General features: G+C 70.4%; 26 protein-coding genes and 1 pseudogene. 13 read left to right on the forward strand and 14 right to left on the reverse strand.

What is annotated here, in order from left to right; genetic code table 11:
• Positions 1 to 204: 204 nt before the first annotated feature.
• The 5 genes from AC067N_RS08500 to AC067N_RS08520 form a co-directional block, all read right to left on the reverse strand.
• Positions 205 to 894 carry a class F sortase gene (locus AC067N_RS08500; protein WP_478678124.1) on the reverse strand — a complete coding sequence of 230 codons (690 nt, stop codon included), beginning with the start codon at positions 892 to 894 and terminating at the stop codon, positions 205 to 207.
• 9 nt (positions 895 to 903) lie between these two features.
• Entirely contained in the window at positions 904 to 1,548 is a 645-nt protein-coding gene (locus AC067N_RS08505; protein ID WP_478678125.1) for a hypothetical protein, read from the reverse strand.
• Between the two features lie 134 nt (positions 1,549 to 1,682).
• Positions 1,683 to 2,462, reverse strand: coding sequence for an HAD-IIA family hydrolase (locus tag AC067N_RS08510; protein ID WP_468098402.1), 780 nt, complete (start codon positions 2,460 to 2,462; stop codon positions 1,683 to 1,685).
• A gap of 99 nt (positions 2,463 to 2,561) precedes the next feature.
• Positions 2,562 to 3,467, reverse strand: coding sequence for a cell wall protein (locus AC067N_RS08515; RefSeq protein WP_478678126.1), 906 nt, complete (start codon positions 3,465 to 3,467; stop codon positions 2,562 to 2,564).
• Between the two features lie 273 nt (positions 3,468 to 3,740).
• The gene (locus tag AC067N_RS08520; protein WP_478678127.1) at positions 3,741 to 4,871 is read right to left on the reverse strand and encodes an ROK family transcriptional regulator; all 1,131 of its coding nucleotides are present in this window, start codon (positions 4,869 to 4,871) and stop codon (positions 3,741 to 3,743) included.
• 55 nt (positions 4,872 to 4,926) lie between these two features.
• Between AC067N_RS08520 and AC067N_RS08525 the strand changes: the two genes are divergently transcribed.
• Positions 4,927 to 6,072 (forward strand): Gfo/Idh/MocA family oxidoreductase, encoded by a 1,146-nt coding sequence (locus AC067N_RS08525; RefSeq protein WP_478678128.1) that lies wholly within the window; start codon positions 4,927 to 4,929, stop codon positions 6,070 to 6,072.
• Entirely contained in the window at positions 6,069 to 6,596 is a 528-nt protein-coding gene (locus tag AC067N_RS08530; protein ID WP_478678129.1) for a heme-degrading domain-containing protein, read from the forward strand. Before AC067N_RS08525 ends, AC067N_RS08530 begins: the two co-directional genes overlap by 4 nt.
• Positions 6,597 to 6,715: 119 nt before the next feature.
• On the opposite strand, the gene AC067N_RS08535 is transcribed toward AC067N_RS08530, so the two are convergent.
• From AC067N_RS08535 to AC067N_RS08555, 5 genes are all read right to left on the reverse strand, one after another.
• Positions 6,716 to 7,573 (reverse strand): fumarylacetoacetate hydrolase family protein, encoded by an 858-nt coding sequence (locus tag AC067N_RS08535; protein ID WP_478678130.1) that lies wholly within the window; start codon positions 7,571 to 7,573, stop codon positions 6,716 to 6,718.
• A 190-nt stretch (positions 7,574 to 7,763) separates the two neighbouring features.
• Positions 7,764 to 8,528, reverse strand: a complete 765-nt coding sequence (locus AC067N_RS08540) for a YidC/Oxa1 family membrane protein insertase (RefSeq protein WP_478678131.1) — start codon at positions 8,526 to 8,528, stop codon at positions 7,764 to 7,766.
• 139 nt (positions 8,529 to 8,667) lie between these two features.
• On the reverse strand, positions 8,668 to 8,979 hold the full coding sequence (locus AC067N_RS08545; RefSeq protein ID WP_478678132.1) for a DUF6412 domain-containing protein: 312 nt from the start codon (positions 8,977 to 8,979) through the stop codon (positions 8,668 to 8,670).
• 303 nt (positions 8,980 to 9,282) lie between these two features.
• Positions 9,283 to 9,939, reverse strand: coding sequence for a response regulator (locus AC067N_RS08550; protein ID WP_478678133.1), 657 nt, complete (start codon positions 9,937 to 9,939; stop codon positions 9,283 to 9,285).
• Positions 9,936 to 11,078 (reverse strand): sensor histidine kinase, encoded by a 1,143-nt coding sequence (locus AC067N_RS08555; protein WP_478678134.1) that lies wholly within the window; start codon positions 11,076 to 11,078, stop codon positions 9,936 to 9,938. The genes AC067N_RS08550 and AC067N_RS08555 overlap by 4 nt, the downstream gene beginning before the upstream one ends.
• Positions 11,079 to 11,237: 159 nt before the next feature.
• Here AC067N_RS08555 and AC067N_RS08560 point away from each other — a divergent pair, with 159 nt between their 5' ends.
• Positions 11,238 to 11,729 carry a DUF6326 family protein gene (locus AC067N_RS08560; RefSeq protein ID WP_478678135.1) on the forward strand — a complete coding sequence of 164 codons (492 nt, stop codon included), beginning with the start codon at positions 11,238 to 11,240 and terminating at the stop codon, positions 11,727 to 11,729.
• Positions 11,730 to 11,814: 85 nt separating this feature from the next.
• Here the strand turns inward: AC067N_RS08560 and AC067N_RS08565 are convergent, their stop codons facing one another.
• Positions 11,815 to 11,955 (reverse strand): hypothetical protein, encoded by a 141-nt coding sequence (locus AC067N_RS08565; RefSeq protein ID WP_478678136.1) that lies wholly within the window; start codon positions 11,953 to 11,955, stop codon positions 11,815 to 11,817.
• Positions 11,956 to 12,341: 386 nt separating this feature from the next.
• Here AC067N_RS08565 and AC067N_RS08570 point away from each other — a divergent pair, with 386 nt between their 5' ends.
• From AC067N_RS08570 to AC067N_RS08580, 3 genes are all read left to right on the forward strand, one after another.
• Positions 12,342 to 13,817, forward strand: a complete 1,476-nt coding sequence (locus tag AC067N_RS08570) for a glycoside hydrolase (protein ID WP_478678303.1) — start codon at positions 12,342 to 12,344, stop codon at positions 13,815 to 13,817.
• A 201-nt stretch (positions 13,818 to 14,018) separates the two neighbouring features.
• A complete protein-coding gene (locus tag AC067N_RS08575; protein WP_478678137.1) occupies positions 14,019 to 15,029 on the forward strand; it encodes an SEC-C metal-binding domain-containing protein in 1,011 nt (336 codons plus the stop codon).
• A 523-nt stretch (positions 15,030 to 15,552) separates the two neighbouring features.
• Positions 15,553 to 15,732, forward strand: coding sequence for an HNH endonuclease (locus tag AC067N_RS08580; protein WP_478678304.1), 180 nt, complete (start codon positions 15,553 to 15,555; stop codon positions 15,730 to 15,732).
• Here the strand turns inward: AC067N_RS08580 and AC067N_RS08585 are convergent.
• Positions 15,729 to 16,367, reverse strand: a complete 639-nt coding sequence (locus AC067N_RS08585) for an ATP-binding protein (RefSeq protein ID WP_478678138.1) — start codon at positions 16,365 to 16,367, stop codon at positions 15,729 to 15,731. The genes AC067N_RS08580 and AC067N_RS08585 overlap by 4 nt on opposite strands.
• 213 nt (positions 16,368 to 16,580) lie before the next feature.
• On the opposite strand from AC067N_RS08585, the gene AC067N_RS08590 reads away from it, so the two are divergent.
• From AC067N_RS08590 to AC067N_RS08615, 6 genes are all read left to right on the forward strand, one after another.
• Positions 16,581 to 17,426 (forward strand): helix-turn-helix domain-containing protein, encoded by an 846-nt coding sequence (locus AC067N_RS08590; protein WP_478678139.1) that lies wholly within the window; start codon positions 16,581 to 16,583, stop codon positions 17,424 to 17,426.
• Between the two features lies 1 nt (position 17,427).
• Positions 17,428 to 17,625: a DUF397 domain-containing protein gene (locus AC067N_RS08595; RefSeq protein ID WP_478678140.1), complete on the forward strand. Its 198-nt coding sequence runs from the start codon at positions 17,428 to 17,430 to the stop codon at positions 17,623 to 17,625.
• Positions 17,626 to 17,928: 303 nt separating this feature from the next.
• Positions 17,929 to 18,717, forward strand: coding sequence for a class I SAM-dependent methyltransferase (locus AC067N_RS08600; RefSeq protein WP_478678141.1), 789 nt, complete (start codon positions 17,929 to 17,931; stop codon positions 18,715 to 18,717).
• Positions 18,714 to 21,380 (forward strand): SUMF1/EgtB/PvdO family nonheme iron enzyme, encoded by a 2,667-nt coding sequence (locus tag AC067N_RS08605; protein ID WP_478678142.1) that lies wholly within the window; start codon positions 18,714 to 18,716, stop codon positions 21,378 to 21,380. The genes AC067N_RS08600 and AC067N_RS08605 overlap by 4 nt, the downstream gene beginning before the upstream one ends.
• On the forward strand, positions 21,377 to 21,643 hold the full coding sequence (locus AC067N_RS08610) for a hypothetical protein (protein ID WP_478678143.1): 267 nt from the start codon (positions 21,377 to 21,379) through the stop codon (positions 21,641 to 21,643). Before AC067N_RS08605 ends, AC067N_RS08610 begins: the two co-directional genes overlap by 4 nt.
• A gap of 260 nt (positions 21,644 to 21,903) precedes the next feature.
• Positions 21,904 to 22,920, forward strand: coding sequence for a hypothetical protein (locus AC067N_RS08615; RefSeq protein ID WP_478678144.1), 1,017 nt, complete (start codon positions 21,904 to 21,906; stop codon positions 22,918 to 22,920).
• 47 nt (positions 22,921 to 22,967) lie between these two features.
• On the opposite strand, the gene AC067N_RS08620 is transcribed toward AC067N_RS08615, so the two are convergent.
• Positions 22,968 to 23,630, reverse strand: coding sequence for a lysophospholipid acyltransferase family protein (locus tag AC067N_RS08620; RefSeq protein WP_478678305.1), 663 nt, complete (start codon positions 23,628 to 23,630; stop codon positions 22,968 to 22,970).
• Positions 23,631 to 23,890: 260 nt separating this feature from the next.
• Here AC067N_RS08620 and AC067N_RS08625 point away from each other — a divergent pair.
• Positions 23,891 to 24,121, forward strand: a pseudogene (locus AC067N_RS08625) (ASCH domain-containing protein); the annotation flags it as partial.
• 327 nt (positions 24,122 to 24,448) lie between these two features.
• Here the strand turns inward: AC067N_RS08625 and AC067N_RS08630 are convergent.
• A complete protein-coding gene (locus AC067N_RS08630) occupies positions 24,449 to 25,966 on the reverse strand; it encodes a hypothetical protein (RefSeq protein WP_478678145.1) in 1,518 nt (505 codons plus the stop codon).
• Positions 25,967 to 26,103: the final 137 nt, after the last annotated feature.

Here is a 26,103-nt window from a genome sequence, read left to right on the forward strand (position 1 = left end):
ACGTCAGTTACCGCCCTCATGTCACATCACCTCTGGCCCATCCGGTCCGTCCGTTCCACAGTCGCTTCTCCCTCCCGTTGCGGTGCCGGGTTACTCCCGCGGCCCGGACGGGCGCGGTCGAGGACCGGCCCGGCCGACGGCTCCCGGGGGAGCGGATCGTCGACCGGCCCGGGCACGCCGTACCGGGTCACGCCGCGCGACGGCTCAGGGGCGGGTGCCGCTGAGGTACGCGGAGACGACGACGTTCGCCGTGTAGGTGCGGCTCTTCTTGTCGAAGGTCCCGCCGCAGGTGATCAGGCGGAGTTCGGCGCGGCCCGACTGCCGTACGCCGTAGGCCTGTCCGGCGTCGAAGGCGTCGCGGCCGATGACCTGCACGTCGTCCACGGTGAACTCGGCGACGGTGCCGTCGTCCCGGGCCACCCTGATCAGCTCGCCGAGTTTGAGGGCGCTGAGCTTGTAGAAGACGGCGGGGCGGGTCTCGGTGTCGACGTGTCCGACGAACAGCGCGGTCCCGGCGGCGCCGGGCCGGGTTCCGGCGGCGTACCAGCCGACCACGCCGGGCTGGTCGTAGGAGGGCGGGTCGATCGCCCCGTCGACGTCGAGACCGCGCGCCACGACCGGCGCCTGCACCCCCATGGCGGGGATGTCGAGGCGCTGCGGGCGTGCGCCCCGCGACGGTTCCACAGCGGGCGGCAGTTCCGCCTGCGCCGGCCTGCCGACGGCGGCCACGTCACCCGTGGTCGGCGCCGATATGCCGTGCCGAACGTCGGTGACCTCGCGGCCCCAGAGCCACAGGCCGAGCAGCAGCACGGCCCAGGCGACACCGGTGGTGAACCGGCCGGCGCTCGAACCACCGCGGCGCTCGCCGATGTCGGAGTAGTCCTGACCGGACACGGTGTCCCCTTACTCCGTGCCCCGGCGCCTGCGGGCGCCGCGTACCACCGCGACCGCTGCCGCGACACCGGCGAGGACCAGGCCGACCACCGCGTGCCGGGCGCCGGGGCCGGTGTTCCGGGCGTCCATGGAGTTGAGGCCGTCGGCCGAGGCGGCGGCGTCCGCGGATGCCGCCGGGTCCGCCGCCAGCAGTGCCGCTCCGCCGCCGCCCGCGCGTACGGGGGCGACCGGGGAGGCCGGCGCCGAGGGCGGCCGCTCGGTGGGCCGGGACGAGGTGGAGGGCCTGACGGGGGACGGCTTGCCGTCGCCGACCTTGATCGTGCCCTTGACCTTGTCCTCCTTGCCGTCGCAGGAGACCCGCACCGTGTACTTCCCGGGTTTCAGCGTGGACCGGACACGGGTCTCGCCGGTCAGGGTGCCCCCCTTGCCGCCGAGTTCGGTCAGCTGCGCGTCCGCGACGAACGCCTTCGAGGCGGCGGTGCCGGACTTGCCCGCGCAGCCCTCGGCCCGCACCTGGATGTCGGTGCCGGGTGCCGGCCGGGCCGGCACCACCGAGACGTCCCCGGAGTCGGCCGCGTGGACCGTGGGAGCCGACGCGGCCAGCGCGGCGGCGACCACCGCCCCGGCACACAGAGTGAGTCGCAGTGAGCCCATGGTGAACCTCCAGACTCCTGAGACTCCCCCGCCGGGAGCCGGGCCGCATCCGGGGAGGGGCCGTGGCTGCTCCGTACGGGTGGCCTGGGGTTTACGGTCCGGGCCACCCCTCGCATGGGGGAAGGGGGCGCGGCTCAGATGCGGTCGACCAGGTCCGCGATGGAGTCCACGATCTTCGACGGCCGGTAGGGGAACTTCTCGACCTGGTCCGGTGTGGTCAGGCCGGTGAGCACCAGGAAGGTCTGCATCCCGGCCTCCATGCCGGCGAGGACATCGGTGTCCATGCGGTCGCCGATCATGGCGCTGGTCTCGGAGTGGGCGCCGATCGCGTTGAGACCGGTGCGCATCATCAGCGGGTTCGGCTTGCCCGCGAAGTACGGCTTCTGCCCGGTCGCCTTGGTGATCAGCGCGGCCACGGCACCGGTCGCGGGCAGCGGGCCCTCGGTGGAGGGGCCGGTCTCGTCCGGGTTGGTGGCGATGAAGCGGGCGCCGGCGTTGATCAGCCGCACCGCCTTGGTCATGGCCTCGAAGGAGTAGGTGCGGGTCTCGCCGAGGACCACGTAGTCGGGGTCGTGGTCGGTGAGGACGTACCCGATGTCGTGCAGGGCGGTGGTCAGACCGGCCTCCCCGATGACGTACGCCGTGCCGCCGGGCCGCTGGTCGTCCAGGAACTGGGCGGTGGCGAGGGCCGAGGTCCAGATGTGGTCGACGGGGACGTCCAGGCCCATGCGGGAGAGCCGGGCGTGCAGATCGCGCGGGGTGTAGATCGAGTTGTTGGTGAGCACCAGGAACGGCCGGCCGGACTCCCGCAGCTTCTTGATGAAGGCGTCGGCGCCGGGGATCGGCACACCCTCATGGATGAGCACCCCGTCCATGTCGGTGAGCCACGACTCGATGGGCTTGCGCTCTGCCATGTGCGATCTCCTGCCGTACGTGCGGATGCGCTCCCAACCCTAGGGCTGCATGGCCGGAAAGAGGAGGGCGATCTTGGCCGCTGAGACCGCCCCGCCCACTCACCGCCGGCGCCTGCGCATCCCTGCCGCCAGTACCCCTCCCACGGTGAGGGCCGACATCCCGACGGCGTACGGCAGCAGGACGTGCCCGGCGCCGCTGTCGGCCAGCTCCCCGGGGTACGGCCCGGCGTCCCGCGCCCCCTCGGGCTCCGCGCCCGCCCCGCCGCCGTCGGCCCGCCCGCTCTCGCGCGGCCCCGGGGGCCCTCCTTCGTCCCGGCCGCCGCCCTTGCCCTTCTTGTCCTTGCCACCGGCCTGCTCGTCGCCCTTGCCCTTGCCCTTGCGGCCGTCCTGTTCGGCGCCCTCGTCCTCCCGCGCGTCCTCGTCCTCGCCCCCGTACTCGTCGGTGATCCGGAAGCGGTAGTCGTTCGACTCCCCCACCCACTCGCTGTCGTCGCCGCGCCGCTGGACGACGGCCGCGTTGGCGACGACGTCGTTCGGCACGGCCGCGTCGGAGGTCACGGAGAGACGGACCTTGACGGTGACGGTGCGGCCGGCGGGCACGGTGAAGCCGTCGCCGTCCTCGTCGAGCACCGCGACCAGTTCGTCCGCGTCGGTCTCCTCGAAGGTGACCGGCCGGGAGGTGGTCCCCTCGGCGTCCTCGAAGTACTCCAGCTGCGCCTGCGACCGCTCCAGCGCCCGCCCGTCGTCGACCAGCACGACCACCGGGTGGATGTCCGCGCAGGTCCGGTCCGTGGTGTTGGTGAGCTCCAGCGCCCAGTTCCCGAAGCCGCCGCCGGCGACATACGTGGCCGGTCCCTCCTCGATACGGGTCCGGATCGGGAACTCCCCGCCGTCGGCCCCCGCGCACCCGGCGGCCTCGCCCACCGCCGCGACCGCCGCTCCCGGACCGCCGCCGAGGCCGACTCCGACGGCGAACACCAGGGCCAGACAAGTACACAGTCGCATGAACACATGACCATGCCAGCGCCTTCGGAACAGACGAGGAGCCACGCCCGGGGCCGCCGAGGAGACCGGGGAAGTCCGCTCGATCAGCGGAGGAGGGGCACCTGCGCGGCACGGCCCGGCCGTCCTTCCGACGGCGCGGGCCTGCGACGGGTGCGGCTCCGCCGCGTGGGCGCGAGCGACCGGGCCGAACCCGGGGCCGCCGACCGTCGCCTTCCCGTCCCGTACGGCGATCAGGCACCTTCCGGGCCCCTCGCCGGGGGCGCCCCGGCGGACCTACCCGTCGGCCCGCCCGAACAACGGCGCCAACAGCAACTGAGCCGCACCCTCGGCAACCACCAGCGCCCCGCCGGAGGCGATCCGTACCGGCACATACGGCTCCTCGCCCTGCAGCCGGGCCCACTCGTCCAGCACGGCCCCCACCCCCCGTACGAAGACATCCGGCCGCTCCTCGACCGTGCGCCCCCCGAGCAGCACCAGCTCGATGTCCAGCAGCCCGACGAGGTTCGCGGCCCCCGTCCCCAGCACCCGCGCGGCCTCGTCCACGTCCCCCCGGGCGACGGCCGCGAGGCACAGCGCCTCGATGCACCCGCGGTTCCCGCAGCTGCACGGGGGCCCGTCCAGCTGGACGATCTGGTGCCCGAACTCCCCGGCCCGGGTCCGCGCCCCCCGGTGCACGGACCCGCCGAACACAAGCCCGGCGCCCAGCCCGGTGCCGAGGTGGATGTACGCGAAGGAGCCATGCGTCCCGAGGGCCACGGCGAGCCGCAGCGCCGCCGCGTTGGTGTCCTTGTCGACGACCACGGGGGTCCGCAGCCGCCGGGCCAGGGCCGCCCGCAGGGGGAACCCCTCCCACTCCGGGAATCCGGTGACGCGGTGGAGCACGCCGTGCAGGTGGTCGAGGGGGCCGGGCAGGGCGACACCGACGCCGAGGAGGGGGGCGTCCTCCTCGGCGAGCAGTGCCTCCACCTCCCGCGCCGCGCTCTCGACGACGGCGTCCGCGCCGGCCCCCAGGTGCAGCGGGGCGCACCGCTCGCCGACCACCGTGCCGGTGAGGTCGCAGACCACGGCGGTGAGCGCGTCGCGGTCCAGGTGGAGGCCGACCGCGTGACCGGCCTCGGGGACCAGCCGCAGGACGGTGCGCGGCTTGCCCCCGGTGGAGGCGCGGTAGCCCGCCTCCGTCACGAGTCCGTCGGCACGGAGCCGGGCGATGATCTTGCTGACCGCCTGCGGGGTGAGGCCCGTGCGGTCGGCCAGTTCGAGCCGGCTTATCCCGGCCGCCCCCGCGGTCCGCAGCAGGTCCAGCACCAGCGCCCCGTTGTGGCTGCGCAGCGCCAGGAGGTTGACGCCCGACGCTCCCGCGGCGCGGCCGTTCCGGTTGCCCGTGCCGTTCCCATTGCCGTTCACACCCCCATTGTCCCCCGTGCTTGCACTTTGGCAACAGCGTTGCTTAAGTGGACGTATGACAGGCACCGCGAACGGCAAGGACTCCACCGGTACGGCCCCCTCGGCCCCGCACACGCCCGGTGCGGCACCCGCCGCCCCCCTGCGCGTGGCCCTGGTCGGCTACGGCCTGGCCGGGTCCGTCTTCCACGCCCCGCTGATCGCCGCGACACGGGGCCTGGCCCTCGACACGGTCGTCACCTCGAACCCGGAGCGGCAGGCACAGGCCCGCGCCGAGTTCCCGGACGTACGGCTCGCCGCCTCCGCGGACGAACTGTGGGCCCGGGCGGACGAGTTGGACCTGGTCGTCGTCGCCTCCCCCAACAGGACGCATGTCCCGCTCGCGACCGCCGCGCTGGAGGCGGGCCTCGCGGTCGTCGTGGACAAGCCGCTCGCCGGCACGGCGGCCGAGGCCCGCGAGCTGGCCGCCCTCGCCGACTCCCGCGGCCTGCTGCTGTCCGTCTTCCAGAACCGCCGCTGGGACAACGACTTCCTGACCCTCCGCAAGCTGCTCGGCGACGGCCGGCTGGGCGAGGTCAGCCGATTCGAGTCCCGCTTCGAACGCTGGCGCCCCCAGCTCAAGGGCGGCTGGCGCGAGTCCGGCGACCCGGCAGAGATCGGAGGTCTCCTCTACGACCTGGGCAGCCACCTGGTCGACCAGGCCCTCACTCTCTTCGGTCCGGCCACCCTCGTCTACGCCGAGTCCGACCTGCGCCGCCCCGGCGCCGAGGCGGACGACGACACGTTCATCGCCGTCACCCACGCGAGCGGCGTCCGCTCCCACTTCCACGCCTCCGCCGTCGCCCCCCAACTCGGCCCCCGCTTCCGGGTGCTGGGCTCGGAGGCCGGCTATGTGAAGTACGGACTCGACCCGCAGGAGGCCGACCTCCGCGACGGCGCGCGCCCCGCACCGGGCGCCCCCTGGGGGGTGGAGCCCGAGGAGCTGTGGGGCCGTATCGGCGCCGGCGAGTCCCCCGCCACCGGCGGCGGCAGCCCCGTCCCGACCGTCCCCGGCGACTACCCCGCGTACTACGCGGCCGTGGCCGCCGCCCTGCGCGGCACCGGCGAGAACCCGGTCACGGCGTACGAGGCGGCCGCCGCGCTGGACGTCCTGGAAGCGGCACGGAAGTCGGCGGCCGAGGGAGTGGCGGTGAGGCTCGCATGACGAACTCCCCGAGCACCGGGGCCCCCAGCGGGGCCCCCAGCACCGGGACCCCGGGCATCGAGACTCCGGGCATCGAGGAACTGGAGGCGCAGGAACGCCGTCTGGTCCTCCCCCGCTTCACCTTCGAGGACGCGTGGGCGCTGGGCTCCCTGCTGGTCGGGATGGCCCGCGAGCGCGAGGCCCCCGTCGCCGTCGACATCCGCCGCGGCGCCCAGCAGCTGTTCCACGCCGCGCTCCCCGGTTCGACCCCGGACAACGACGCCTGGATCGACCGCAAACGGCGTGTGGTGGAACGCTACGGCGCCTCCTCGTACCTCGTCGGCGCCCGCTTCCGCGCCAAGGGCACCACCTTCGAGGCCTCGTCCCGCCTCGACCCGGACCGCTACGCCGCCCACGGGGGCTCCTTCCCCCTGGCGGTCGAGGGCACCGGCGTCATCGGCACGGTGACGGTCTCGGGACTTCCCCAACTGGAGGACCACCAAATGGTGGTGGAGGCGCTGGAGCGCTTCAAGGGAGGCAGGTAACCGCCGGCCCCTCCCCGGGGGCGCGGGAAACCGCGCGACCAGCCGCAAGGAACCGGTGGCCGCCGTACCGCGGCACCCCGCCGCGTGGGCCCCCTCCCTCAGGCTTTCTCAGGCTCCCCTCAGGCTTGCGAGAACTCCTGCCGCTGCCGCCCGAGCCCCTCGATCTCCAGCTCCACCACGTCCCCGGCCTTCAGGAACGGCTTGGGCTCGGGCTCCCCCAGGGCCACGCCCGCCGGCGTGCCCGTGTTGATGACGTCGCCGGGGTGGAGCGTCATGAACTGGCTGACGTACCGCACGACCTCACTCACCGGGAAGATCTGCTCGGCGGTCGTCCCGTCCTGCTTCAGCTCGCCGTTGACCCACAGCCGGAGCCCCAGCTTCTGCGGATCGGGCACCTCGTCCGCCGTGACCAGCCACGGCCCCAGGGGGTTGAACGTCTCGCAGTTCTTGCCCTTGTCCCAGGTCCCGCCGCGTTCCAGCTGGAACTCCCGCTCGGACACGTCGTGCGAGACTGCGTACCCGGCGACATGCGTGAGCGCGTCCTCGCGGGACTCGACATACCGCGCCGTACGGCCGATGACGACCGCGAGTTCGACCTCCCAGTCCGTCTTGGCCGACCCGCGGGGCACCAGCACCGTGTCGTGCGGCCCGACGACGGTGTCCGCCGCCTTGAAGAAGATCACCGGCTCGGCGGGCGGCTCGGCCCCCGTCTCCCGGGCGTGGTCGTGGTAGTTGAGCCCGATGCAGACGATCTTGCCGATCCGGGCCAGCGGCGGCCCGACGCGCAGTCCCGTCGCGTCCAGCTCGGGAAGCTCTCCCGTCTCGGCCGCCTCCCGGATACGGCCGAGTACCGCCTCGTCCGCGAGCAGCTCGCCGTCGATGTCCGGCACGATCCCCGAGAGGTCCCGCAGGACGCCCTCGGCGTCGAGCAGCGCGGGCCGCTCCGCGCCCGCCGTACCGACTCGCAGCAGCTTCATGGTCACTATCTCCCTCGATCGCCGGCCGCCCGACCGATGGGTGCAGCCATCGGAGGACTGGTCGATCGTCCAAGGTCACCATCCGCTCCGCAATACCCGGTTCACGGACTGGACCGCTACTCGACGGTAGGGGCCGGGGGACACCCGGCGACATCAGGCGGGCGTCCACTCCACGACGGGGAACCGGCGGCTACTTGGCGGCGGGGGCCGGGGCCGCGGCGGGGTCCACCGGGTACAGCGCCGCCCGTTCGATCGCGCTCCATGTCGTACTGGTCACCACGTACAGCGCGGCCGCCAGCGGGACCACCGCGACGGTGAGGAGGGTGAAGAACGACATGAACGGCATGATCTTGCTGACGGCGCCCATGCTCGTCGCCAGTCCGGGCACCTGGTCGTCCCCGGCGGCCGGCATCCCGGCCGTCCCCGCCGCCATCATCCGCTTCGTGCGGCGGAAGTTGAAGGCCGCGACCCCGGTGACGATCACGAACAGCCCCACGTAGACGAGGCCCTGTGCTCCGAGCGGACCGCCCGCGCCCAGCGCGTCGGCGAAGCGGTCGCCGAGGGGCGCGGCGAAGAGCCGGTGGGTGAGGAGTTCGTTGGCCTCGCCGCCGATGTCCGTGTTGGAGAACAGGTGGTAGAGCAGGAAGAACGCGGGGAGCTGGAAGAGGCTGGGCAGGCACCCGGACAGCGGTGACACCTTCTCGGCGGCGTGCAGTTCCAGCACGGCCTTCTGAAGTTTCTCCGGGTTCTTCGCGTGCTTCTTCCGCAGCTCCGCGATCCTCGGCTGCAACGCGACCCGAGCCCGCTGCCCGCGTGCCGCCGCCCTGGACAGGGGGTGCACGAGCAGCCGTACGAGCGCGGTGAACAGGACGATCGCGACAGCGGTGGCGGAGGTGTGGAACAGCGGGTCGAGCAGATCGGCGAGACGCGCGACAAGGTCGGCGAAAACGGACATGGGTGGGAGCCCTCCAGGGGTCTCGTCGTGCCAGGAGTGGTCCGGAACAGCCCGGTGACCGGGGTGTCCGATGACGGGGAACTCGGCGCGACGGCCCGCGTGAGGGGCACGGGGATGGTTCGAGAGGCGGTGGCGTGCCCTACGCGGTGACCGTCAGGAGGGCGTGTCCGGGCGCACGGGGGCGCGTACGGCCGCGGGCGTCGGGATCGCGTTGGGCGAGGAACGCCGTGCGGCGCTCACGGTCTCTGATCGCCGTCCGCACCCGCGTACGCGGGACGACGGGTGCGCAGCGCGAGGCGATGACCGCGCAGGCGGCGAGGGCCGACCCGGCCGCGGCGGTGGCCGCGAAGGCGACGGCGGCGGAGAGGGTGCCGGCGTCCAGCACGGACAGCTCGAAGAGAACGAGGAGCAGGACGCCGACGGGACGCAGTTGGGCCCAGGCGTGGAACACGGCTCACTCCCCCTTCCGGCTCGGCGCGGTCTCCCTCCCGTTTATACAGGACGCCCCGGACGCCAGTGCGTGTCCGGGGCGTTCGTCCGGTTGGACGTGACATCTCGTGACGTCCAGGCGATCCGCCTGCCGCGTGGGGGGCGGGGCGCCCAGGGTGCCGGGGCCGTGCCCTGGTTGGTCTTCGACGAAGCCGGAACGGCCGATGCTACGGCGACCCCACCAAGGACAACTGTCAAGCGCGGGCCGCCGCCCTGCGGCCACCCGGCCGGGAACCGGTCGTCGTGCGTGCTCGTCAGGTGCGGTTCAGTTCCCCACCCGGCCGGTGTCGTACGCCCACATCGCGATCTCGACCCTGTTTCGGGCGCCGATTTTGGTCAGCAGGCTGGCGACGTGGGTCTTGGCGGTCGTCAAGCCGATGAACAGCTCGGCGGCGATCTCGGCGTTCGTGCGGCCGCGGGCGACCAGCGTCAGTACCTCCTCCTCGCGTTCGGTGAGCGGCTCGATCGGTTGGGTCCGTCGGCTCGACGGTTCCCTGGCGGCGAGGGTGGCCAGCAGCCGCCGGGTGATGTTCGGCGCGATCAGGGCATCGCCGACGGCGGCGGCATGGACGGCCTGGACGAGCAGCTCCGGTCCGGCGTCCTTGAGCAGAAAACCTCGGGCGCCGGCCCGGAGCGCGCCCTGGATGTACTCGTCGAGGTCGAATGTCGTGATCACCACTACCGCGATCGGGTCCGGGACGCCCCGCCCTGCGAGGAGCTTGGTCACCTCGATGCCGTCGAGCCCGGGCATCTGGATGTCGACCAGGCACACATCGGGGCGGAGCCGATGCGCCAGCTCGACGGCCGCGTGGCCGTCGGCGGCCTGGCCGACGACCTCGATGTCGGGCTGCGCGTCAAGGATCATCGACAGGCCGATCCGCACCAGATCCTGGTCATCGGCCACCAGCACGCGCACCGTCATCGGCGTACCTTCGTCGGCAGTTCGGCGTCGACCGTCCACCCGCCCTCGGGCGCCGGCCCGGCACGCAGCGTGCCGCCGAGCAGCTGCACGCGCTCGGTCATCCCCAGCAGCCCGAAGCCGTGGTTCACCGACCGTGCCGGGTCGATCTGCCCGTCGTCGGTCACGCGTAGTCGCAGCCTTCCCGCGCCCTCTACGACCTGGATCTCCACACGCGAGGCGTTGCGGGCGTGCCGCAGGGCGTTGGTCAGCGCCTCTTGCGCCAGCCGGTAGACCGCCGCGTCGACCTGGAGCGGAAGTTCGTCCAGGTCGTCCGGCAACTCCACGACGACGACCGGGACCGGGTCGCGGCGGGCGAGGGACACCAGGTCGGCAACGCCGGGCTGGGGGGCGTACTCCGCCGGCGCTCCGTCGCGCAGCACCCGGACCATCGCCCGCATCTCCGCGAGCGTCCGCGACGCTTCCCCTTCGATGACCGCCAGCGTCTCGAGCGCCGCTTCAGGTCGCTGCCCGGCCATCGCCCGGCCCGCCTGCGCCTGCACAGCGATCGCCGAGACATGGTGGGCGACCATGTCGTGCAGCTCGCGCGCGAGGCCGGCCCGCTCCTGGCTGCGGATCTGGTCCAGCGCCCGGCGCCAGCTCTCGGCGCGGTAGCGGAACGCCGCTCCGCCCGCCGCCGCCGCCGCCAGGATGGCGAACCCGCCGATGACGTCGACCGGCCCGGTGTAGTCGGTCACTACGGCGAATACCGCAGCGACCGCCACCACCGCCAGCCCGATCACGATCTCGCGCCCTGACCCCCAGCGGACCAGCGCGTAGACGAGCACCAGGATGTAGACCATCGTGTTCAGGCCCACGCTCGGGACCCCGCCCAGCAGGCTCGCCAGTCCCAACGCCATGCCGGTGCCGAAGCCCACCACGACACAGGCCAACGGGTGGGTACGCCGCCACAGCAGCACCGGCGCAAGTCCGACCGCCACGATCGTCGCGAACGGCCGCCAGGCGACGTCGTCCCGGAGGACTCCCTCGAGCAGCGCCGTCACCATCAACACCCCGACCAGCGCCCAGTCGCGCGACACCCGTTCGGGAGCGTCCGTGGCGCGGGGCTCGGCCCACAGCGAACTCAGGGCGTTGGTGATCACACACCCAGTCTAGGGACCGCCGAAGCGCCGGGGACCGACCCAAAGAACGAGACGCCGCTCCTGCCAACGGCCGAGGCGGGTCCGGCCTCGACGCCGATGTCCCCGCCGCCGGGCTCAGCGACCGTGGACCTACCGATCCTCACCACGACAACGGAGCCCATGATGAGAACACGTCAACCCGGCGCCACACTGGAAGAGCAGCGGATCCCGGTGAGAGCCAAGCTCGCCGCAGCGTGGACAAGCCTCATGTTCCTGTACGCCTACGTGGACATCCTCGCCTTCTTCAAGCCCGGCGTCATCGATGACATCCTGGTCGGCGTCGTCTGGGAGTTCGACATCAGCCAGACGTTGTTGACCGTCTTCCTCGCGCTCATGGCGATCCCGATCCTCATGGTCGTGCTGTCGATGACGCTGCCCGCCCGGGCGAACCGCATCACGAACCTCATCGTGGCCTCGGTACAGGTCCTTTTCGCGGCATTCAACGCGGTGGGCGAGTCCTGGACGTACTTCTACGGCCTTGGCGTCGCACTGGAAGTGATCGTTCTCGCCCTCATCCTGCGGTACGCCTGGACCTGGCCCCGCACCGCACCGTCGGCGACCATGGCGACCAGCCCGGACCGTGAAACTGTTCGCGCCCAGCAGCAAGCGTGAACCCAAGAGCAGTCCCCGTCCTGTTCGGGGCCAGGCCGTTGTCCGCCGGTCAGCCGGGGTTCGGCAGGGCTTGCAGGCGGCCGGATCACCTGAGCTGGACGGCCCGGAGCTTGCCCCACACCACGAGGCGGTAGGTGGAGGTGTACGCGGGCGGGCAGGTCGCGAGCGTGAGGTAGTGCCCGTGCGTGTCGTACCCGTACGCCGGCAGCACGTCGCTGCGCGGCACGGCCCGCAGGACGCCGCCGTCCCCCCGTTCCCCGCCCGGCCGAGCGCTCGGATCCACCCGGCCGGATCGGCAGCCGGACGGAACCGGTCGGCTGCCGATCCGGCCGTATCCGCAATCGGACGATCACGGACGGCAGGCTTTTGTCCGCCCTTCTCACAACCGTTGAAAGAAATCGGGGAAAGCGCTGTCAGACCTCTCGACAACCCCATGGTTCACCCCTGACTCTTCCGATGGCCCTCCTGCGTATCTCCCCCTCCCCCTCCGCCTCCCCCGGGGTCTCCCCGCCCCGGCATCCGCGATCCGGAGCCGACATGACCGCTTCCTCACCCGCACCGCAGAACCCCAGAGACGCCCACGCCCCGGAGCCACGTACCAAGGCCTCCCCGGTGCTCGGCCGCAGAGCCCTGCTGGCCGCGGCCGGCGGCGCGGTCGCGGGCACCGCCCTCGGCACGGGCACCGCACACGCGGACGCGACCATCGCGATCAACCCGGCGACGAAGTACGGCACCTGGGAGGGCTGGGGCACCTCGCTCGCCTGGTGGGCGAACGTGTTCGGTGCGCGGGACGACTTCGCCGACCTGTGGTTCACGACGAAGACGACCACGTACAACGGCACGGCGCTGCCGGGCCTCGGTATGAACATCGCCCGCTACAACCTGGGCGCGTGCAGCTGGAACACGGTGAACGGCGAGGCGATGGCCGTCTCGCCGAACATCCCGGCGTTCAAGCAGATCGAGGGCTTCTGGCAGGACTGGAACAACGAGGACCCGGCTTCCTCGGCCTGGGACTGGACGGCCGACGCGAACCAGCGGGCGGCGCTCACCAAGGCGGTCGCCCGCGGCGCGACCACCGAACTCTTCGCGAACTCGCCCATGTGGTGGATGTGCAACAACCACAACCCGTCGGGCGCCTCGGGCGGCGGCAACAACCTCCAGACCTGGAACTACCGCCAGCACGCCTCCCACCTGGCGGCGGTGGCCCTGCGCGCGAAGAACAACTGGGGCGTGAACTTCGCGACGGTCGACCCCTTCAACGAGCCGGCCTCGACGTGGTGGACGGCCACCGGCACCCAGGAGGGCTGCCACATGGACCCGGCGGTCCAGGCCGCCGTACTCCCGTACATGCGCAGCGAGTTGGACAAGCGCGGCCTGCAGTCGGTGCGTATCTCCGCGTCCGACGAGACGAACTACGACACGGCCCGCTCGACCTGGAACTCCTTCGGCGCCTCGACGAAGGCCCTGGTCAGCCAGGTGAACGTGCACGGCTACCAGGGCGCGAACGGCCGCCGCGACCTCCTCTACACCGACGTCGTGACGACCTCCGGCAAGAAGCTCTGGAACTCCGAGACGGGCGACAGCGACGGCACGGGCTGGTCCCTCGCCCGCAATCTCTGTTACGACTTCCGCTGGCTGCACCCGACGGCCTGGGTCTACTGGCAGGTGATGGACCCGACGGCGGGCTGGGGCATGATCAAGTACGACGCGAACACGCTCCAGCCGGGCGCGATCGAGACGAAGTACTACGTGATGGCGCAGTTCAGCCGCCACATCCGCCCCGGGATGACGATCCTGGACGCGGGCTCCAGCTACACGGCCGCGGCGTACGACGCGGCGGCCCGCCGCCTGGTGATCGTGGCGATCAACACCGCGACCTCCGCACAGACCCTCACGTTCGACCTGTCCCGGTTCACTACGGTGACGGGCGGCACGAACGGCCTCGTCCCCCGCTGGAACACCCACACCTCGGGCGGCACCGACCGCTACCGCGCCTACTCCGACACCCGCCTCAACGGCAAGTCGGTGGCGGTCCCGTTCGCGGCGGGCGCGGTGCAGACGCTGCAGATCGACGGGGTGACGATCTAGCCGGGGCGCCGATCCGGGCGACCCCGGGCGGTGCGTGCCGGAGCGCGAACGGCGAAAGCCGCGCCCCGGCACGCACCCCACCCACGACCCGGCCGGACGCACCCCACCCACAACCCGGCCGGACGCACCCCACCCACAACCCGGCCGGAAGCACAGCGCACCACAAGCCGCGCCTCCCCCCTGGGCAGTACGGTGTCGTCCATGCGCCCCGACACGCCTGCCGAGAACGTCGACCACCCCGCCGAAGCGGCCCGCCTGGAGCGAATCGCGGACCTCTACCCGGAGGACGCGGAACACCTCCTCGTCCAGGCCGCCGCCCACCGCGAACTCTCCGGCGACCGCCCCGCGGCGACCGCCCTCTACGACCGCCTGCTCTCCTCCACCACCCCCCTGGAGAACCCCCACCTCGTCCGCGCCCTGAAGGCGTCGAACCTCTGGGAGTACGGCCACGAGGCCGAGGCGAGGGCGATCATCGACGGCATCCGGGCAGCCGCTCCCCGGGACCCGGCGCCCTGGGTGATCGTGGCGGAGGCGCTGGAGGCCCACGACGAGCTGGAAGCGGCCCAGGACACGTTCACGGCGGCCGTCACCCTCCTCCTGACGGACACCCCGGAGCCCCCCTACGCCACGCGCCCCCTCCTCTTCGGCCGCCACCGGGTGCGCCGCATGCTGGGCGCCCCCCACGACGACTGGGACGCCCTGGCGGACACCCTCCACTCGTCCTCGGTCTCCCTGGACGAACTCCACGACCCCAAACGCGTCTGGTCCCTCGGCTCGGACAACCCGGCGGAACTCCAGGCGGAAATCTCCCGCCTGCGAGCGGAGTTGGGCACCTACCGCGAGGCCCTGTCCCGCCCGTTCCCGGTGGCGGTGCTCCACTGGCCGGCACCGGAACTGTCGGAACTGGTGGCGGCGTACCCGGGCCTCCTCTCGGAGTACCCCTCCCACGAGGCGCACCTGGCGACGATAGAGGCCTCGCTGCGGGAGCTGGCGTCCTCCGGCACCCCCAACCTGGGCATCGTGACGGGCACGGTCCCGTCCTACGAGGCCTTCGCCGCGTCAGAGGGCTCGTCCCCGGACGACGCGACCCTGCTCCCCCAGTACGCGACGACCCTGGCGGCCCGGGGGCTGGCGGTGGAGTGGCCGCCTCAGCGGGGCAGCGCCTGCTGGTGCGGGTCGGGCCAGGCGTATGAGACGTGCCACGGGGCGTAGGTCACCAGCCGTAACGTCGGCGGAAACCACCACACCCACCGCAAGTCGCTGAACGACCCGGCGTGCGTGGAAACATGACTGCACGACACCACCTCGTAGATATCCCAGCCGACCTCACCCTGAAATCGGCTGGGCACCCGCTCTTCACCGGCCGCCCGCTCACTTGCCCTCCGCGTTGGTGCGGCCGTGTGAAGGATGGCCTGAAGGGCCATCGCCGCCTGTGACGCGAAGCGCCGCTGACGCTGGGTATGGAAGCACGACGCTGACCAAGAAGCGGGCGACCCAACGGCTCTACGCCGAACTGCACCTTCTCCCTCAGCAACCGGACGAGGTCGACGACGATGGCTTCACAGCGATCGAAGGGCGGCTTCTCGTCCGCAGGGCACTCGCCCGCGAGCGGGACCCGAAGCTTCGCAAGCGGAAGATCCAACAGCTCCGGAATAGCGGACAGTCGCCTAGATGTGAGGTTTACGGCTTCGACTTTGCACGTACCTACGGCGCCCTTGGCGAGGGATACATCGAAGTGCACCACGTCACCCCCCTCTACATTTCCGGCACGCAGAAGACGAAGCTCGAAGATCTTGCGTGCCTGTGCGCCAACTGTCACCGCATGTGCCACAGGAGCCGTCCCGGAGAATCCTGGCGCACTCCCAGCGCCCTCCGTGAGGAGATGCGGAAGTCCGATGAGAGCGGCTCCCACTAGGCCACCTCCGCTTCTGCTTTGTAGCGCACCTGCGCCCGACTAAGGATGTCGTCAGGGTCACTGCCGCGGTGTGCACTCCAGTGAAGCAGGTCCACGATCAGTTCGATGGCTGACTCTTCAAGGCCAATCACCTTGGGACCAATCCTAGGGATTGCTCCGCCACAGGCCTCCCTGTAGCCCTCCAGCACGCCAACGACCCGTCCGACGCGATGGCTGCCGCGCGCAGGGGTGTGCGAAATCTCGCACCAGACGGCCTTGCCGGCAGCTGTCAGAAACGTCCCCCAATCCGCTGCCAGGCTGGCGAGCAAGTGCAGTCCTCGACCGCACTCCTCACCCCAGTCGGCGATTCTGGGGGACGGGACCACACAGCTCTTGTCGTGGACCTCAAGGCGTAGCCGCTCGCTCCGCGACTCAAGGATCAGGGTTGCCGAGGAACCTACACCCACGTGCTTGATTACGTTCGTCGCCAGCTCCGTCACGAGCAGTGCTGCTTCCTCTGCAATCCCGCTCATACCCCACTGTTCGAGTTGCAGTGCGACGGTTTTGCGGAGCAGACACACGTCCGTCGGCTGCGCTTCAAAGGGAAGCACGCAACGGAGCCGGGTTTGGGCGAGTCCGTAGCCAGACAAGACCACTCCTCACTGCTGGGCTACGCATGCCCTGCGCTAGCCGTGTCTGAACGACTGCACTGCGTAGCGGGTACATGGAGGAGCATGACACAGAGAAATCTCACTGTGTAACTTCTCATGAGTATCTATCGAGTGAATCCGCTAGTACTGCAACTTCCGGGCCACCTAGCCTGCTTGCGCTCGCCGGGCCACGACCCGGCACACACTCCGAGGAGCCGCATGTCTGTCCGGACCACAACCCGGCGCCGTCAATTGGGCGCGACCATGCGCAAACTGCGCGCCCGGAAGGGGATGACCCTTGAGGAGGCCGGACGGCTCGTCGGAGTGTCCAAGGCGACAGTCAGTCGCTACGAGACTCAGTCCGGGCCGGTCAAATGGCTGGTGGTCGACGCACTCTGCCGTGCATACGAGGCAACCGACACAGAACGTGAGACGGTCGTCGCCCTCGCCAGAGACGCCAAGCAGCAGGGTTGGTGGAGTTCCTTCGCCGACTCCATCCCAGAGAGCATGAACCTCCTGCTGACACTTGAGGACGAGGCCGTACGAGAGGACCACTTCTCATGCGTCTACGTTCCTGGACTACTCCAGACCCGGAGTTACACGACAGCGCTGCAACAGGCCAACGAGATGAGGCGCTCACCAGAGGAAATCGATCGGCTGGTCGACATCCGCATGAAACGGCAGGAGATCCTGACACGGCCCACCTCACCACACCTCTGGGCCATCCTCGACGAGTCTGTGATCCGTCGCCTCGTCGGCTCACGCCAGGTGATGCGAGATCAGCTCGGCCAACTACTGAGGGCCGGACAGTCCTCCAACGTGACGATCCAGGTCCTGCCGTTCGCCAAAGGGGCGCACGCCGCCGCACTCGGCAGCTTCGTGATACTCGGTGGTGTCGAGCCCTCCCTTGACGTGGTGTACGTCGATCTCCATGTTGGCTCACTCTTCATGGAGAGGGAGGAAGAACTTGAGCGCTACAGACTTGCGTTCGAATACCTGCGCGCACAAGCTTTGGACATCGATGCTTCATCATCACTGATCAAGCGTGCACGTGAGGAGTTGTGAAATGGTTTCTGGTTCCGGCGCCGAAGGCGCACCCATCTGGTTCAAGTCGTCCTACAGCGGGGCGAACGAAACCGAGTGTGTGGAGGCCGCCTTCGTGCCGGACGGTGTTGCCGTACGGGACAGCAAGAATATCTCCGGTCCCCGACTGTCCTTCGGCGCAGACGCCTGGTCTGACTTCATAGCCTTCGCGGGGGCCTGAGCATGGTCTGCAATGGCCCAACGCTGCTTCCATCGACGTGGGTCCCCGCCGCCAACGAACCACCCGATTGATCACAAACCACACTTGAGTACTAGCGTTACCACGGTCGGGGCCCCTCCCCAAACATCCACCTCGCTATGCCTCGGGTTCGCGCAATCATCTGAGCGTGACCACCACCCGGCGTGGGTTCAACCGCTGGCTTGCAACTGCCTGTTGGAGTGCAGAAACGCGCGATAGCCTGCACATGTCCTATGCGGCACAACGGGTAGCAAGACCAGTGACAAGCGATACGTGAGGGGATCCGTGGAGCAGGGGCGCGGCGTACAGGGCCATTACGAGGATCTGGCAGCCGAGTATGACGAGCACTGGGTCTACGGTCCGGACTACATTCCCTGGATGTCCGAGCAGATCTCCGCGGCACTACGGCTCAGCTCCACTGACCGCATCGCCGACATCGGATCCGGTACGGGCTTGTTCGCGAAGGAAGTCGCCGGGCAACTCCAGCCACGGCAACCGATCCTCTGTGTTGACCCCTCGGAGGCAATGCTTCGTCAGCTCGGTGAGCCGCCGCCGTCAGCCCTGATGCCGATCGCCGCGTCCGCCGAGGACATCGCCGAAGGTCGTGCCCGTCTTCCGTACGAAGAACTCGACGCTATGTGGCTCAAGGAATCGGTGCATCATGTCGCCGACCAGGCTAGGACCCTCCAGGGTCTAGCCGACCGGCTGGCGCCCGGAGGACGGCTCCTGGTGGTGATGCTCCCGGCCACGATCCAGTATCCGCTGTTCAGAGCGGCCCTCGACCGGTTCGAGGAGTTGCAGCCGGACCCGGCGGACATCGAAAGGCATCTGCGTGCGGCCGGGCTGGACGTCGACCTCACACATGTCGAGCACGAACTGCGTATCGATCGGGACAAGTACTTCAGCATGGTGCGCGGCCGCTACATGTCGCTGCTGTCCACCTTCAGCAATGGCGAGATCGAGAAGGGCATCGAGGAGATGCAGGAGGCCCACCCGGAGCCCGTCCTCGTGTTTCCCGACCGGTTCGCGTTCGTCCTCGGGCGACGCCCCGGACAGCAAGGGAATGACGCGTGAGCACTGTGGTCGATGAACGACTGCGGCGCCTGAGGAGCGAACTCGACGACCACTCGCGGATCGCTGATCGGCTGGGGCTCGATCTGGCGAGGCCGTTACGGTCCCTGAACGACGGCTATCCGGAGAACGCCGTCGCTCTGGTCGGCAAGCTGGCCGAGAAGCTGCTCAAGGAGCTGTGGCGCCATCACGACATCGAGGGCGATCCTTCGACGAAGGCATTGAACGACCTGGTCAAGCGCTGTCGCCCTCACATCCGTAGCAGCACGGTACTGGACGCCTTGGAGGACATCCGACGGCTCCGTAACCGTTCCACGCACGACGGATACGACATCAGCGACGAGGACGGGCTGCTGGCAGTACGCAGGCTCGTCGACGTGCTGGTCTGGTTCACCGGCACCGGAAGCGTGGCGCTGCTCGGCGGTGAACCGGACGTGGCTCCCGAGGTGGCGCGCCGCTGTGAGTTCCTCGCCGGGCTGTATCTCACACTCGGCTACCGGCAGGCCAAGCGATTCGTCCTCAGCAGGGACACCGTGTACCAGCTGTTCTGCCGTGAGTCGGGCGTGCGCCTTGAGTACGTGGAGCTGATGCTCTCGCAGGACGCCGACGACCTCAGTACGGTCCTTGCCTCCAATGGTGGCGAGCTGTTGCGCACGCAGCTGCCCAAACTCACCCGATTCGTCGTCCTCGATGACGACGGCCGCAGCAGCAGAGCGGCCTCCAACCCCCTTCATCAGCTGCTGGGCGAGGACTTCCGCATCGTGCGTTACGACGGCTTCCTCGACACCATCATCGACCTGAACATCCACCTGACTCCTCTCACCTCCGTCCCCGAGCCGGGCGAGCTGCGGGCCGTCGTGCCCGCAGTGACGCTGACCACCGACCAGCGCACCGGTGAAGCGCACGTGGTGCGGTCCGGGGACGCGGCCGAGTTGCTGTCGCACCTGGCTCGCAGCAGTGCCAACGTCCTGGTCACCGGGCGTCCCGGAAGCGGGAAGAGCACACTCCTGCGCTCGCTCGCGGCCGACCCGCAGATCCGTCGTTTTCGCTTCTACTTCGACCTCGGACTTAAGCCCAAGGGCGAACCTTTCTCGGAGTATGCCGCCCGTCTGCTGGCGCCGGCCATGCTGCCGTCCGACCGCTCCCGCGCCTTCGACCTCTTTCTCTATCTGATCCGATCCGGGATGGCGCTGTGCGTGCTCGATTCCGTGGATGAGGGCGTGGAGGAGTCGAGTCCCGCGGGGTTCTTGCGGCTCTTCACCGATCTTGCCGCCGTACTGTCGGCAGAATCAGCTGTGGTCATGAGTTCACGCGTGTCCTTTCTCGCGGACTCACCCCAGGTACGCCAGCTGTTGGACAGCGGCGCCGGCCGTTCCGAGCAACTCGTCGAGCAGATGTACGCGAACGGCCTCGACCCGTCGCGCGTTCCGCACTTCCACGTAGTACGACTGGCCGAACCCGAGGCCACCCCGCTGGAAAAGCGTCTCACCGCTGTACTGGACCTTCCGTCGGGACAAAGGCTCGCGGTTATCCTCGGCACGCACATCACGCGGACGTTGGCCGAGCGGGGGCGTCCCGACCTGGAACGGTTGCTGCCCGCCGCGTTCGGGCGTGCTTTCCTGAACGACCAGACCGTGTTCTCCCTCCTCGACCTGTTCCGGCAGTTGGGAGCCGACGCCTTCACAGACGGGCGTCCCGACCTCGACGCCTGCGTCCTTGAGCCTTTGCTGCGCTCTGCCGGGCCCGATCATGTCGCTTTCGTTCACAGTGCGTACCAGGAACTGCTGGCCGCCCGGTTTCTCACCGACCCGGCACACCGGGAGGAGGCTGCGGACATTCTCGGCGGGGCCTTCCTCACCGAGCAGGTGCGCGCCTTCCTCGCCGAAATGCGCGACCGTCCGCAGGCCGACGACTGCGTACTGCCCAGCGGGGCATATCTGGTCGGTCCGGCCGAACGGCTGCTGATCCGCCGTGTCCCACGGCCCGTGCGGTTCGACCGCCAGGTGGTGACCGTCGCACGCTACCGCCGTTTTCTCGACGCCCTCGAAGCGGACGGTACCTCTCAGTGGGACCACCCGGACCAGCCCGCCGGCATCACGCACCACCCCTGGAACAACCGGCTGCGACGGCCCGACCACTACGAGGATCCGCGCTACGGCGCCCACCCAGCCATCTGTGTCAGCTGGTGGAGCGCGTACGCCTTCGCCGCCTTCGAGGGCAAGCGGCTCCCGACTGCGCTCGAATGGGAGGCGGCCGCGCGAGGCGCCGACGGTCGACTGTTCCCGTGGGGTGACGCCCCGGACAGCACCCGTGTCAACTGCGCCGACTCATGGGTCGGCAGGCCTGTCGTGACGTACCAGGCGTGGTACCGCGACTTCGCGGGGGATGCGGTTCGACGCGCCGGGGTGACGTCTGCCGATGAGCGCCCGGGCAACCGTTCCCCGTTCGGTGTCCTCGACATGGTGGGCAACTGCTGGGAGTGGACGTCCACGATCCTGGCCGACCCTCAGGAAGCCGTTATCTGCGGTGGCAGTTACGACAATCCGATGCGCGCTGTGCAGGCCAGCACCAAGGGGGTCTACCGAAAGAACGGCGCGAGCAACGCGGTCGGCTTCCGATGCGTGCGGGACATCGACACCAGCGGGACAGAGGAGACAACAGCATGAGCGGCGGTCTGCCGCGATACGGGACCATCGTCGACACCCGGCTGAGCGGCGGAGGGCCGACCGGCGCACTCAGCTCCTACATCATTCGGGACGACGAGGACGAGCGGTACTACAGCTTCGACTACCGGCAGATCGTGACCGAGGGATTCCGGACCATCCGGGCAGGGGAACATGTGCGCTTCCACATCAGTGCCGAGAGTCCCGACCGGGCCGAGTTCGTGATCCGTCTCGCCCAGCCCGACCCGGCCGAGTACTACCGATGACCGACAGTGTTCCGGTTCTCGGCAGGGTCACAGGGGCTCGCCAGGAGCTGACCGTCGTCCTGCCGGTGCAGCTCACACGTGTCCCCGACTGGACCGAGGGCCCCTTCCCATTCGAGCTGGGCGGCCGTCGCACCGACGCCGAGACTCGGTCGACCTACTTCGCCCCTGCGTCTGCCCGAGCCTTGTACGGGGCACCTGGGCGCCCCTGCCGCTGGCATCAGCCAACAGACGTCAAACACGACGGGCTGCATCTTCTCGGCATGGAAGTGCTCCGGGCCGCCACTGCCCGCAACCCAGAACACGCCCTCGGCGTACTGCACTTCAGCGTGGAGCGGCCTCTCCTGCCCATACTGCGGGCTCTGGCCGGCCGCCGCTCGCCCGCCATCGACGAACCACTCACCGGCCCCTTCGACCCGGCCACGCTCCTCGCCGGCGTCGCCGACGTCCGCGCCTCCGGCGTACCGTTCGCCCTCTCGCGGCCCTACACGGTCGCCTTCATGACCCCGACGGCACACCACACTCCCGCCCTGCGCCCAGGCCCTGGAGCGCAACTGCCCGCCGACGCCGACCGGTGGCTATGGCAGCTGGCGTCACGTTCCACGCCGGAGGACTTCCCCCTGCCGCCGGAGAGCGCCGACGACCAACTCAAAGACGCGGTACGCATCTCGGCGGACTGGAGTGCTCTGGTACTTCGGCAGGGTGCCGCCTTTCTCGGCCATCGACCCGACACGGGTCAAGGCGACTTCTTCGATTTCGGCGCTCTCCACTCCCGCACCGTCTATCTCGACGCCCTTCTGCTCGGTGTCCTCCAACGCGATCACATCGACGAACTGACTGACGAACTCTCCGGGGTCTTCGACTCCACACAGCTCGCACGGCGAGTCGCGACACTGGAGAAGAGCATCGCCGTCTTTCGCAGCACTTACTGGCGACAGCACCTCACGGCCCACGGCCCGGCGAACGATCTGCTGCTCGCCTTCCAGAACCAGCACAGGCTCCCCGCCCGGTTTGGCGAGATCCTGGCCGAAGCGGGCGACTACAGCAGGCTCGTCCAAACTCAGGAAAGCCAGCAGATCAGCGGGGCCCTGGGCCTCCTCACCGTTCTCGGCCTGCCGCTGGGCACTGCTCTCGGCATCCTGCAGGTGCTCGACGACCAGTCCGTGGCGCACCTGTTGATGGCACTCGGCCTGTCGATTGCCGCGACAGCGGCGGCCCTGATGACACGGTACGGGCGCATGGTTTTGTCATCGCTGCGGGGTGGCACGGGCAAGGGGTAAGACGGCCAGCGATCTTTCTTCGCGACAACGGACCACGGGCCACGCCGCTACACCGCCAGCGCCGCCGCCTCCCCCAGCCGCCCCGCTGCCGTACGCCAAGCCGCCGTCACCGCGCCGTGCGCCTGCTTCGTGTTCGCGGTGTGTTCGCCCGTGAGCCTCAGTGGGGTGCCCACGTGGACGTGCAGGTCGGGGCGGCGGAGCGGGGCCGTGGCGAGGCCTGCCAGTTGCTTGGCCGGGTTGCCCGAGGTGACGCGGCGGGCGCCCGCCTGGCCGACCGGGATGACCGGGGCGCCGGTGCGTTGGGCCAGGCGGGAGAGGCCGGTGCGGAAGGGGGCCGGGGGCGCTTCGGACGCGTCCCTGCGGGTGGGGATGCCGCCCTCGGCGTAGATGAGGATCAGGCGGCCTTCCCGCAGGGCGGCTGCCGCGCGGTCCAGGGCCTGGGCGGCTCGGGGGTCGTTGCGGTGGACGGGTATGTGACCCTCGCGGGCGAGGGCGCGGCCCAGCAGGGGGATGCGCCACAGGCCCGCCGCCGCCATGACGACCGGGTGGACGTCGAGGCGGTGCAGCGCGGCCAGGACGATGGCCGGGTCGGCGAGTGAGGTGTGGTTCGCGGCGATGATGCTGCCCGGTGCCAGCACGGCGTCGGCGTCGGCGGTCACCGTGAGGCGTCCGACGGTGGGCACCAGGACGTCGGCGAGGCGGCTGAGCATGCGGGTCTCCCGGACTTCGATGACGGTGGCCCTCATCGTCGGCCGAGACCCCGCTGCCGGACTTGAGTGCTGGTACTCATCTGTGGGGTGCGCGGTACCCACGCGGTCGGGCCGTGCCTCGACGGCGACGGGGTCGGCGTCAGAGGGCCGGGCGCGGAGGGCTGACTTCGTACCTGCGCATCTGCGTACCTGCGTACCTGCGGGTACGGCCCGGCGTGAATTCGGTGGCGGTCCGGGCCTCGCTCCGCGAGGCTCACCCAGCGGAGGTGGATCTCGCCCATGTGGTGGACGAAGGGGAGGGGCACACCAGCGTGGCCGAATGGCGGGAGGACCACGAGCGGTTCTGGCACGGCGAGGAGATGCGTGCCGCGTTGGGGGACCCCGGGTTCACCGTCGCGGACACGACGCCGGCCGTCCTGGAACGCTTCCGGGTCGTCACGGACCTTCGTGCCGCCGAGCGGCGATGTAGCGGCGACCTGGCGGCGACGTAGCCGACCGGTCGGGGCTCCGACCGCCCGCCAGGGAGACGGGCCCCTGGCAGTGATTGCCAAGAGGGGGAGGAATTCGCCCGCTTCGGGGCGCTGCTCTGCTGCCGGATCGGTCTTGCGGGGGAAGCGCGGCGGACGACCGGTCCGCGAGAGTCGGTGTGCGCGTGGCGCAACCCCAACCCCCGGTCGGCACCAAGTCGGGTACGCGCGGGGGCTCTTGGCCGGCGCCGCTCGGATGTCCCCCACCATCCGTGGGCACGCACCTCGGCCAAGAGCCCCGTCGACACAGGCGGACGGGCGGACGGCGTTCGGGCGTTCGGGCGGACGCGGTTACGCCCTGACCTCGCCCTTCGTCAGCAACCACTCCTTCTGGAGGGCGCCCAGCGGGATCTTCTTCTGGAAGATCGGGGTGCCGAATATGGAGAGCTGGAGGTTGAGGGTGCCGGTGAGGTCCACACCGCCGTAGAGGGCCCAGGAGCCCTTCGCCGAGCCCGTGCCGTTGGCGGAGCCCTCGGCCGTGGCGTCGGCCTCGGCGCGGAGGTACGGGGCGAGGTCGGCGGTGACGCCCACCGTGCCGTAGAGGCCGATGGTGGCCTCGGCGCCCAGGGCGGCCTTGACCTTGCCGGTGGCGGTGACGGTCGCCTTCAGCGGCTCACCGGTCATGTCGGACTCGCTGACACCCGTCCAGCCCTTGGCCCAGGTGAAGTTGCCGCCTACGCGGAAGTCGCCCTTCAGGTCCTGCTCGACGTCCACGGTGACGCGGCCGTCGGCGTTCACCTGGAAGTAGCAGACGAGGTCCAGGTTGACGACGATCGGGACCGGGCCGACCTGGATGACGGGGTCGGCGTGGAGTTCGGCGAACGGGACACGGACCGGCTTGCCGTCGGTCGTGCCCGCCGCGCGGCCCTTGAGCGACCACTTCGACGCCCACTCCCCGGTCAGGCCGAGGAACGCGCCGCCGGGCGCGGCACCCGTACCGGCCCCGGAGCCGTCGTATGAGAAGGAGACCTCGGGGGCGAGCTGGACGAAGCCCTGGACGGACGCGGCGGCCGAGGCGGGGGCGCCGGCCGCGGTCTCCACGGCGGCGCCCACGTCGATGCGCAGGCTGCCGAGCGGGAGTTTCGCGCCCTGGGGGCCGAAGGTCAGGTCGCCGGTCTTCGCCCAGGAGACCTTCACGCCCTGGACGAGCGGCTCGACGTCCATGGTGGAGGGGTCGACGGGTACCTTGCCGTCGGCCTTGCTCTCGCCGAGGACGGAGTTGAGTTCGGCCGGTTCCGTCTGGACCGTCGTACCGTTGCCGTCCTCCTCGGTGCCGACGATCTCGGTCACCTTGGCGAGCAGACCGTCGGGGGCGCCGGTGGCGGGGGCGCTGGCGATGACATCGCCCACGGCGACGGGGCGCGTGCCCGGCGCCGGGGCCGTACCCGACTCCCGGCCCGTGCCGCTGCCGGCGTCGCTGCCGGTGCCGGCGTCCGGGTCCGTGGCGGCGGGCTTCGACGGGCTCGCGGTCGACTCGGGGGCCTCGGGGACCTCCGCGGGCGGTGCCGCGATGACCGCGCGGCCGGTCTTCCTGTCGTACGACGCGACCTTGAGCGTGGACTTCTCCGCCTTGCCCTGGTCGACGGCGTTCCCGTCCGCCACGGCGGTCGGGGTGGCCCCGTCGGCCGGGGCGGCGACGACGGCGAGTTGCTCCTCTGCCGCCGGGGCCTCGGGCGTCTCGACCGCCGCCGCACCCGGCCTGTCGGCGGTGGAGGAGGGTGAGCCGGTGGAACAGCCGGTGGCCACCAGGGTCGCGACGGTGATCGCCGACAGGGCCGAGAGCAAGGCATGTCGTCTGAGCTTGTGCACGCGTGATCCTCGGGATCGGTGTGGTGGGGGGTGCGCTACACGGGGCGACACGACGGCACGGCCGTGCGCCAGGGTGCGACGGCAGCACGTGACCGGCGGTTACCGACCAGTAGCCAAGCATGAGCATGCCAGTCCCA

This window comes from Streptomyces sp. NPDC042364 (assembly GCF_056437585.1).

Excerpts from the sequence above, each read along its gene's own strand:
- AC067N_RS08530 (WP_478678129.1), top strand. The coding sequence starts at position 6,069 with ATGACGAACTCCCCGAGCACCGGGGCCCCCAGCGGGGCCCCCAGCACC.
- AC067N_RS08535 (WP_478678130.1), bottom strand. The coding sequence starts at position 7,573 with ATGAAGCTGCTGCGAGTCGGTACGGCGGGCGCGGAGCGGCCCGCGCTG.
- AC067N_RS08540 (WP_478678131.1), bottom strand. The coding sequence starts at position 8,528 with ATGTCCGTTTTCGCCGACCTTGTCGCGCGTCTCGCCGATCTGCTCGAC.
- AC067N_RS08590 (WP_478678139.1), top strand. The coding sequence starts at position 16,581 with ATGTCTGTCCGGACCACAACCCGGCGCCGTCAATTGGGCGCGACCATG.
- AC067N_RS08610 (WP_478678143.1), top strand. The coding sequence starts at position 21,377 with ATGAGCGGCGGTCTGCCGCGATACGGGACCATCGTCGACACCCGGCTG.
- AC067N_RS08515 (WP_478678126.1), bottom strand. The coding sequence starts at position 3,467 with ATGCGACTGTGTACTTGTCTGGCCCTGGTGTTCGCCGTCGGAGTCGGC.
- AC067N_RS08595 (WP_478678140.1), top strand. The coding sequence starts at position 17,428 with ATGGTTTCTGGTTCCGGCGCCGAAGGCGCACCCATCTGGTTCAAGTCG.
- AC067N_RS08505 (WP_478678125.1), bottom strand. The coding sequence starts at position 1,548 with ATGGGCTCACTGCGACTCACTCTGTGTGCCGGGGCGGTGGTCGCCGCC.
- AC067N_RS08575 (WP_478678137.1), top strand. The coding sequence starts at position 14,019 with ATGCGCCCCGACACGCCTGCCGAGAACGTCGACCACCCCGCCGAAGCG.
- AC067N_RS08550 (WP_478678133.1), bottom strand. The coding sequence starts at position 9,939 with ATGACGGTGCGCGTGCTGGTGGCCGATGACCAGGATCTGGTGCGGATC.
- AC067N_RS08620 (WP_478678305.1), bottom strand. The coding sequence starts at position 23,630 with ATGCTCAGCCGCCTCGCCGACGTCCTGGTGCCCACCGTCGGACGCCTC.
- AC067N_RS08615 (WP_478678144.1), top strand. The coding sequence starts at position 21,904 with ATGGAAGTGCTCCGGGCCGCCACTGCCCGCAACCCAGAACACGCCCTC.
- AC067N_RS08560 (WP_478678135.1), top strand. The coding sequence starts at position 11,238 with ATGATGAGAACACGTCAACCCGGCGCCACACTGGAAGAGCAGCGGATC.
- AC067N_RS08510 (WP_468098402.1), bottom strand. The coding sequence starts at position 2,462 with ATGGCAGAGCGCAAGCCCATCGAGTCGTGGCTCACCGACATGGACGGG.
- AC067N_RS08525 (WP_478678128.1), top strand. The coding sequence starts at position 4,927 with ATGACAGGCACCGCGAACGGCAAGGACTCCACCGGTACGGCCCCCTCG.